The organism is Streptomyces sp. NPDC058964, from assembly GCF_042741275.1.
Lineage (GTDB): Bacteria > Actinomycetota > Actinomycetes > Streptomycetales > Streptomycetaceae > Streptomyces.
The window spans coordinates 8,872-17,014 of sequence record NZ_JBHYKH010000127.1; the positions used below are offsets into that span (position 1 = coordinate 8,872).

8 protein-coding genes are annotated in these 8,143 nt (G+C 73.2%); 5 read left to right on the forward strand and 3 right to left on the reverse strand.

What is annotated here, in order from left to right; genetic code table 11:
• The coding region (locus tag ACFW2E_RS17910) for a D-alanyl-D-alanine carboxypeptidase family protein (protein ID WP_384467421.1) at positions 1-1,152 on the forward strand (1,152 nt) is incomplete at its 5' end.
• A gap of 246 nt (positions 1,153-1,398) precedes the next feature.
• Here ACFW2E_RS17910 and ACFW2E_RS17915 read toward each other — a convergent pair.
• The gene (locus ACFW2E_RS17915) at positions 1,399-2,157 is read right to left on the reverse strand and encodes an SDR family oxidoreductase (RefSeq protein WP_384467423.1); all 759 of its coding nucleotides are present in this window, start codon (positions 2,155-2,157) and stop codon (positions 1,399-1,401) included.
• 56 nt (positions 2,158-2,213) lie between these two features.
• Complete coding sequence (locus ACFW2E_RS17920; protein WP_384467441.1) at positions 2,214-3,242, reverse strand: Gfo/Idh/MocA family protein; 1,029 nt, start codon at positions 3,240-3,242, stop codon at positions 2,214-2,216.
• 109 nt (positions 3,243-3,351) lie between these two features.
• Here ACFW2E_RS17920 and ACFW2E_RS17925 point away from each other — a divergent pair, with 109 nt between their 5' ends.
• The 3 genes from ACFW2E_RS17925 to ACFW2E_RS17935 are packed head-to-tail and all read left to right on the forward strand — an operon-like array spanning position 3,352 to position 6,854.
• Positions 3,352-4,683: a multidrug effflux MFS transporter gene (locus ACFW2E_RS17925; RefSeq protein ID WP_384467425.1), complete on the forward strand. Its 1,332-nt coding sequence runs from the start codon at positions 3,352-3,354 to the stop codon at positions 4,681-4,683.
• Entirely contained in the window at positions 4,599-5,810 is a 1,212-nt protein-coding gene (locus ACFW2E_RS17930; RefSeq protein ID WP_384467427.1) for a serine hydrolase domain-containing protein, read from the forward strand. Before ACFW2E_RS17925 ends, ACFW2E_RS17930 begins: the two co-directional genes overlap by 85 nt.
• A 12-nt stretch (positions 5,811-5,822) precedes the next feature.
• Complete coding sequence (locus ACFW2E_RS17935; RefSeq protein ID WP_384467429.1) at positions 5,823-6,854, forward strand: small ribosomal subunit Rsm22 family protein; 1,032 nt, start codon at positions 5,823-5,825, stop codon at positions 6,852-6,854.
• Here the strand turns inward: ACFW2E_RS17935 and ddaH are convergent.
• Positions 6,843-7,673 carry a dimethylargininase gene (gene ddaH, locus ACFW2E_RS17940; RefSeq protein ID WP_384467431.1) on the reverse strand — a complete coding sequence of 277 codons (831 nt, stop codon included), beginning with the start codon at positions 7,671-7,673 and terminating at the stop codon, positions 6,843-6,845. The two genes, ACFW2E_RS17935 and ddaH, sit on opposite strands and share 12 nt — an antisense overlap.
• 104 nt (positions 7,674-7,777) lie before the next feature.
• On the opposite strand from ddaH, the gene ACFW2E_RS17945 reads away from it, so the two are divergent.
• On the forward strand, positions 7,778-8,143 hold a 366-nt coding region (locus ACFW2E_RS17945), incomplete at its 3' end, for a TetR/AcrR family transcriptional regulator (protein ID WP_384467433.1).

Sequence of the window (8,143 nt, forward strand, 5' to 3'; positions counted from 1 at the left end):
GCCGATCGGGGTCTCCCGCCCGCCGCCCCGCCCCTGTACGCGGCCGCCCCCGCCTCCGCCACGACGGTCGTCGGTGGTGAACGGCTGGCCCGCCGCGGGATCCAGGTGCAGGGCGCCACCGGTCTGCCCAAGAAACTCACCGCCCGCTCCTGGCTCGTCGCCGACTGCGAGAGCGGGGAGGTGCTCGCCGCGTTCGACGCGCACCGGCGGCTGGCCCCCGCGTCCACGCTGAAGATGCTGTTCGCGGACACCGTGCTGGAGAAGTTCGAGCGGACCGAGCGGCACACGGTCACCGACGCCGACCTGGCCGGGATACCGTCCGGCTCCAGCCTCGTGGGCGTCAAGCCCGGTATCACCTACACCGTCGAGCAGCTGTGGCAGGGAGTGTTCCTGCGCTCCGGCAACGACGCGGTGCATGTGCTGGCCCATATGAACGGCGGGGTCGCGAAGACGGTCGCCGAGATGCAGGCCAAGGCGGAGGATCTGCAGGCCCTGGACACCCATGTGGTCAGCCCCGACGGCTTCGACCACAAGGGGCAGCTCTCCTCGGCGTACGATCTGACGCTGTTCGCCCGTCATGGCCTGAAGAACGACGACTTCCGCGGTTACTGCGGCACCAGGACCGCCGACTTCCCCGCGGGCGGCAAGAAGACCTTCCAGATCCAGAACACCGACCGCCTGCTGACGGGGGCGTGGGGCCTTGGCACGTACAAGGGTCTGATCGGTGTGAAGAACGGCTACACCAGCCATGCCGGCAACACCTTCACCGGCGCGGCCACCCGCGGCGGTCGCACCCTGCTGGTCACCGTGATGCACCCCACGAGCGGCGGCAACGCCGTCTACGAGGAGACCGCCGCGCTGCTCGACTGGGGCTTCGGCAAGGGCGGTTCGGCGCAGTCGGTGGGCACGCTGGTCGAGCCGCGCAGCGAGGGAGGAGCGAGCGCGAGCGCGAGCCCGGTTCCCGAGCGCAAGACGGCCAGGGCGGCCGCGGGCGCGCCCGGCGCGGCCTCCGGGCACCCGTCGGCATGGCGACTGCTGGAGGGCGCGGGGGGAACGGCGGCGCTGCTGGGGGCAGGTGTCTGGGCGCTGCGGCGGCGCATGAGGGCGAAGGCCGCGGGGGAGCCGGGCGCGGAGGGCGCCGACCAGGGCTGAGGGCGAAGTACGCGGCAGCCGTTCCACCCACCGGTGCGTACCCCGCGGTCCCGCGCGAGGTCCACCCCCACTCCGGTCCGGTGGAACGGCTGCCGCCTCCCCCCTCGGTGTGGTCGGCGGAACCTCAATGCCTCAACTGTGAAGCTCTTGTGGAGGAAGTTGAGCATAAGCCCGCCACCGGCCGCAATACCGCGGATGTTCGAATTCCGCTTGCGCAGGTTGAGGAGTTGACGACCCGTGGGGCGCTCAGCCCCGCCCGACGTACGGCATCGCCGTGGCCAGCACCGTCGCGAACTGCACATTCGCCTCGAGCGGCAGCTCGGCCATGTGCCGCACGGTGCGTGCCACGTCGGCCACGTCCATCACCGGTTCCGGCGCCATCTCCCCGTTGGCCTGCAGCGCGCCCGTCTGCATCCGGGCCGTCATGTCGGTGGCCGCGTTGCCGATGTCGATCTGGCCGACGGCGATGCCGTACCGCCGCCCGTCCAGCGACAGTGACTTGGTGAGACCCGTCAGCGCGTGCTTGGTCGTGGTGTAGGCGGCCGAGTCGGGACGGGGCGCATGGGCGGATACGGAGCCGTTGTTGATGATCCGGCCGCCTTGCGGCTTCTGCTCCTTCATCTGGCGGTACGCCGCCTGTGCGCACAGGAAAGCCCCGTTGAGGTTGGTGTCCACGACGTGCCGCCAGGCCTCGTACGGCAGGTCCTCCACGGCCACCCCGCCGGGCCCGAACGTGCCCGCGTTGTTGAAGAGCAGATCGACCCGCCCGTACCGCTCGCGCACGGCGGCGAAGAGCGCCGCCACGGCGTCGGGTGACGCGACGTCCGTGCGTACGGCGAGCGAGTCGGCCTCGGGCACCAGTGCCGCCGTGCCCGCCAGCCGCTCCGCCCGCCGCCCGGCCAGCGCCACCGACCAGCCGGCGCGCAGCAGTTCCACGGCGACGGCCCGGCCGATGCCGGAACCGGCACCGGTCACCACCGCGATCTTCGATTGCCTGTCAGTCATGACTCCGCAGCGTAGGCGGGAAGTCCGCGATGCGGAATCGAAAGTCCACCGTTCGGCTACGACTGGACGGTAACGGACTCCTCGGCCGCCGTCTCCCGGGGGTAACGCACCCCGATCCGCTCCCGTATCGCGTCCAGTGTCCGCATCACGGCGAGGGTCCCGTCGAGAGGCACGAGCGGGGACTCGGTCTCACCCGCCCGCAGGGCGCGCATGACCTCCTTCGCCTCGTGCCGCAGGCTGCTGCGCGGTCCGTCGGCCGGGTCGAGGGTGAACTCCTCGGGGTCGCGGCCGTCGCGGTGCAGGACGAAGCGGTCGGGGTGGAAGAAGCCGTCCGGGACGTCGATGCGGCCGCGTGATCCGGTGACCGAGGCGGTGATCCCCGTACCGCCCACGACGGAGCAGTGCACCGAAGCGAGAGCCCCGCTCTCCCAGGAGAGCAGTGCCCCAGTCTGAAGATCGACGCCCTCCTCGGAGAGCACCGCTCGCGCCATCACGTCCGCAGGCTCACCCAGCAGCAGTTGCGCGAACGACACCGGATACACGCCCAGGTCCAGCAGCGCCCCGCCGCCCTGCGCGGGGTCCCGCAACCGGTGCGCGGGCGGGAACGGACCGGCCAGCCCGAAGTCGGCCTGCACGGTGCGCACCTCGCCGACCGCCCCGTCGTCGACCAGCGCCTTCAGCCGCCGTACCAACGGGTTGCAGTACATCCACATCGCTTCCATCAGGAAGCTGCCGCGCTCCTTCGCCAACGCGACCAGTTCCCCGGCCTCGCGCGCGTTGAGCGTGAACGCCTTCTCGCACAGCACGTTCCGGCCCGCCTCCAGGCACAGGCCTGCGGCCGCCCGGTGCGCCGAGTGCGGAGTGGCGACGTACACGACATCGATGTCCTCGTCGCCGGCCAGCGACTCCCAGTCGCCGTACGCCCGCGGGATCCCGAACCGCTCTGCGAACGCCTTCGCGGGGTCATGGCTGCGCGAGGCCACCGCCACGATCTCCGCGTCCGGCAGATCCACCAGGTCCGCAGCGAACGCGGCCGCGATCCCTCCCGTCGCCAGGATTCCCCACCGCACGTTCCGCTCCGCCATACCGGCCCCGCCCTCGCTCATGTGACCCTCGGCACTGTGTACGAGCTGAGAGCATAGGTGCCGATTCAACCGACGAGATCGACGAGGCCCAAAAGGGGAGGGACGACACATGCCCGAGCACGCGGCGGCGTCGACACCGGACACGGAACGACTGCCCGCACCCGGGAGCCCGTCCACCCCCGCCACCCGCCGCACCGGTCTCCTCGTCACCCTCGTGCTCGGCGGTCTCACGGCCACACCCCCGCTCGCGATGGACATGTACCTCCCGTCCCTGCCGGAAGTCACCCGCTCCCTGCACGCCCCCGCCGCGACCGTCCAGCTCACACTCACCGCCTGCCTCGCCGGAATGGCCCTCGGACAGCTGGTGGTCGGCCCGATGAGCGACCGCTGGGGCCGCAGACGCCCGCTGCTGGCCGGCCTCGCCGTCTACCTCGTCGCCACCGTCCTGTGCGCACTGGCGCCCAACGTCGGGACCCTGGTCGCCTTCCGGCTGGCACAGGGCCTGGCGGGCGCCGCCGGGATCGTCATCGCACGGGCCGTCGTACGCGACCTCTACGACGGCGTGGCGATGGCCCGCTTCTTCTCCACCCTGATGCTGATATCCGGGGTCGCCCCGATCGTGGCGCCGCTGATCGGCGGACAGATCCTGCGGGTCACGGACTGGCGGGGCGTCTTCGTGGTGCTCACCGTGGTCGGGGCCGCGCTCGCCGCGCTCGTCTGGCTCCGGCTCCCCGAGACCCTCCCGCCCGCCGAACGCAACGACGGCGGGGTCGGCCAGGCCCTGCGCTCCATGCGCGGCCTGCTCGCCGACCTCCCCTTCACCGGCTACATGCTCGCGGGCGGCTTCGCCTTCGCCGCGCTCTTCGCCTACATCAGCGCCTCCCCGTTCGTGGTCCAGGAGATCTACGGCGCATCCCCGCAGACCTTCAGCCTGCTCTTCGGCCTCAACTCCGTCGGCCTCGTCGTCGCCGGGCAGATCAACGGCAAGGTGCTGGTCGGCCGGGTGCGCCTGGACAAGGTGCTGGCCGTCGGACTGACCGTGATCGTCCTCGCCGCGACCGCCCTGCTGCTGATGTCCACCGGCGCCCTCGGGAAGGCGGGCCTGGTCCCCGTCGCGGCCGCCCTGTTCGTGCTGATGTCCGCGATGGGCATCACCCTCCCCAACGCCCAGTCCCTCGCCCTGCTGCGCACCCGGCACGCCGCCGGCTCCGCCTCCGCGCTGCTCGGCACCTCCGCCTTCCTCGTCGGGGCGGCCGCCTCCCCGCTGGTCGGGGTCGCCGGGGAGCACACCGCCGTCCCGATGGCCGTGGTCCAACTGGCCGGAGCACTGGTGGCCCTGGCCTGCTTCGTGGGAATGTGCCGTCCCTGGATCACACGCGCGGACGCGGAGGAGGGGGGCGCCCCCCTGTCCGGCGAAGCCGAGAGCTTGGGGGAGAGCTGAGCACACCGAAACTCCGCGTCGGCACGCCGGAACGCGCCGGGCTCGACCCGGAGGAACTGCACCGTCTCGTCCGCGAGGTCCGTGACCTGACCGCCGGCGCGCGCCCCTGGGCGGCCGGCGCCGTCGTGCTGGCCGGGCGCGGGCCGGTCATCGCCGTCGCGGAGGCGGCGGGCTGGGCGGTGCGGTACGGACCGTACGACCCGGAGGCCGGGCGGCACGTCGAACTGCCGCCCGCCGCCCGGGTGCCGATGACCGTCGGTACCCCCTTCGACCTGGCCTCCCTCACCAAGCTGTTCACCTCCGTCGCCGCCATGCAGCAGATCGAGCGGGGCACCCTCGGCATCGACGCGCGGGTCGGCGCCTACCTTCCCGAGTTCCGCGCCGCCGCCGCGCACGGCATCACCGTCCGGCAGCTGCTCACCCACACCTCCGGGCTGCGCCCCGAACTCCCGCTGTACGACTGCGCGGACGACGCGGCCCGCCTGGCGCTGCTGCGCGCCGAGGCGCCCACGGCCGAACCCGGGGCGTACCTCTACTCGGACCTGAACATGCTGCTGCTCCAGTGCGTGCTGGAGCGGATCACCGGACGCACCCTCGACGTCCTCGTCCACGAGGGGATCACCCGCCCGCTCGGGATGACGGCGACCGGCTTCGGGCCCTGCCGGGGTGCGGCGGCGACCGAGGACCAGCGGCGGCCGTGGGCCAAGGCCGACCGCGGGATGCTGCGGGGGGTCGTCCACGACGAGAACGCGTGGGCGCTGGGCGGGGTGGCGGGCCACGCGGGTCTGTTCTCGACGGGGCGGGATCTGGCGGTCTTCTGCCGGGCGTTGCTGGCGGGCGGCGCGTACGGCCCCGCGCGCATCCTCGGCCCGGACTTCGTGGAGCTGCTGCTGACCCCGCCCGGCCTGGGCTTCGCCGTCGACCAGCCGTGGTTCATGGGGGAGCTGTCCGGGCGCGGAGCGGCCGGCCACACGGGTTTCACGGGGACCTCGCTGGTCCTCGACCCGGCCACGGACACGTTCCTCGTACTGCTGGCCAACACGGTGCACCCGAGGAGACGGCCGCCGGACAGCGGGCCCAGGGCGAGGGCGGCGACCCGGATGGCCCGGGCGGTTCGGGAGACCTGAGAGAATCGCGGGGTGAACGTCCCCGTCTCCCCGGCCGAAAACCTCCGCTCCGCTCTGGCGGGGCTGCTCGACGGCCTCCCGCCGAAGCAGGCCGCCGGTGCCGTGGAGCGGCTGATCGCGAACTACCGGGGGCAGACCCCGACGGACGCCCCCATCCTGCGGGACCGCGCGGACGTGGCCGCGTACGCCGCGTACCGGATGCCCGCGACCTTCGAGGCGGTGCGGACGGCGCTGGAGGCGTTCGCGGCGGCCGTGCCCGGCTGGGCGCCCGGCAGCCATGTCGATGTCGGTGGCGGGACCGGCGCGGCGACCTGGGCCGTCAGCGCGACCTGGGACGGGGACCGGCCGGTGACCGTGCTGGACTGGGCCGAGCCCGCGCTGGCCCTCGGCCGTGAGATCGCCGCGGCCAACCCGGCGCTGCGGGACGCCCGGTGGCAGCGCTCACGCATCGGAGCGGCGCTCACCATCGAGAGCACCGATCTCGTCACCGTCTCGTACGTCCTCAACGAACTCTCCGAGGCCGACCGCGCCTCCCTGGTGGACGCCGCCGCGGCCGCGGCGCGGGCCGTCGTCCTCGTCGAGGCCGGCACGCCCGCCGGGTACGCCCGCGTCATCGAGGCCCGCGACCGGCTGGTGGACGCCGGATTCCAGGTCGCCGCCCCCTGCCCGCACAGCGCCGCCTGCCCCATCGTCCCCGGCGAGGACTGGTGCCACTTCTCGGCCCGGGTCAGCCGCTCGTCCCTGCACCGCCAGGTCAAGGGCGGCTCACTGGCCTACGAGGACGAGAAGTTCAGCTACGTCGCCGCCGTCCGCTTCCCGGCCGCCCCGGCCGCCGCCCGTGTGGTCCGGCGCCCGCAGATCCGCAAGGGGCAGGTGCTCCTCGACCTGTGCGAGGCCGAGGAGCAGCTGCGCCGCACGACGGTCACCAAACGCCACGGCGACCTGTACAAGGCGGCCCGCGACGCGGACTGGGGCGACCCCTGGCCGCCGGACACGGACACGGGCACGGGCACCGGCACGGGCACGGGCACGTCACAGCCGTAGCGCGCGCAGCTCCTGCGTGCAGCACTTCACGCTCCCACCGCCCTTGAGCAGCTCGCTCAGGTCGACGCCGACCGGCTCGAAGCCGCGCTCCCGCAGCGGGCCGAACAGCCCGGCCGCCGCCTGCGGCAGCACCACGCGCAGACCGTCCGACACGGCGTTCAGCCCGAACGCGGCCGCGTCCTCGTCAGCGGCGAGCAGCGCGTCCGGGAACAGGCGGCGGAGCACCTCCCGGCTGCCCGGCGAGAAGGCGGCCGGGTAGTACATGACCTCGTCCGCCGCGTCGTCGAGGACGGCCAGGGCGGTGTCCAGGTGGTAGTAGCGCGGGTCGACCAGCTCGAGACCGATCACCGGACGCCCGAAGAACTCCTGCGCCTCCCCGTGCGACAGGGGGCTCGCCCGGAATCCGCGCCCGGCCAGCACATAGGAGGCGGTGACGGCGAAGTCGCCCTCGCCCTCGTTGACGTGGACGGGTTCGTGGACGTGCGCGAAGCCGTGCGCGCGGTACCAGTCCAGGTGCGCGCCGGCCTCCTCCGCCCGCTCCCGGTGGGCGAAACGCGCCCCCAGCACCCTGCCGTCCACGACGGTGGCGCCGTTCGCCGCGAACACCATGTCGGGCAGGCCGGGGACGGGGGCGAGTTCCTCGACGGTGTGGCCGAGGGAGCGGTAGAGGTCACGCAGCAGTTCCCACTGGGCGACCGCGAGGAGTGTGTCGACGGGCTTGCGGGGGTCCATCCACGGGTTGATGGAGTACGTGACCTCGAAGTGCTTGGGTGAGCACATCAGATAGCGCCGGGGTGTGGCGCGGCGGGAAAGGGCCAAGACGGGCTCCTCCGGTACCGCAGGGGTGGATGGTGCCCATGGTGCGTCGTCCGGGGCGTCGGCGCGTGTGCCGAACGGGTTGTCTTCCTGGTTAGCCTCGACCCATGGTCAAGAAGCCCGCCCCCGACGCCACCCGCCGCAGCGAGAAGTCCCGCCGCGCGATCTACGACGCCGCCCTCGCCCTGGTGGGGGAGGTCGGGTACCCGAAGACCACCGTCGAGGGGATCGCCGCCCGGGCCGGGGTCGGCAAGCAGACCATCTACCGCTGGTGGCCGTCGAAGGCGGACGTGCTCCTGGAGGCCTTCCTGGACCTGGGCGAGCAGGTGGCACAGGCCGCGGGGCAGGAGCCGTACGCGTTCCCGGACACCGGCGACCTCGCCGCCGATCTGAGGGCCGTCCTGCGTGCCACGGTCGAGGGGGGGGGGGGGGGCCCGGGGGGGGGGTGGGCGCCCCCCCCCCCCGCCCGCGGC

Excerpts from the sequence above, each read along its gene's own strand:
- ACFW2E_RS17920 (WP_384467441.1), bottom strand. The coding sequence starts at position 3,242 with ATGGCGGAGCGGAACGTGCGGTGGGGAATCCTGGCGACGGGAGGGATC.
- ACFW2E_RS17915 (WP_384467423.1), bottom strand. The coding sequence starts at position 2,157 with ATGACTGACAGGCAATCGAAGATCGCGGTGGTGACCGGTGCCGGTTCC.
- ACFW2E_RS17925 (WP_384467425.1), top strand. The coding sequence starts at position 3,352 with ATGCCCGAGCACGCGGCGGCGTCGACACCGGACACGGAACGACTGCCC.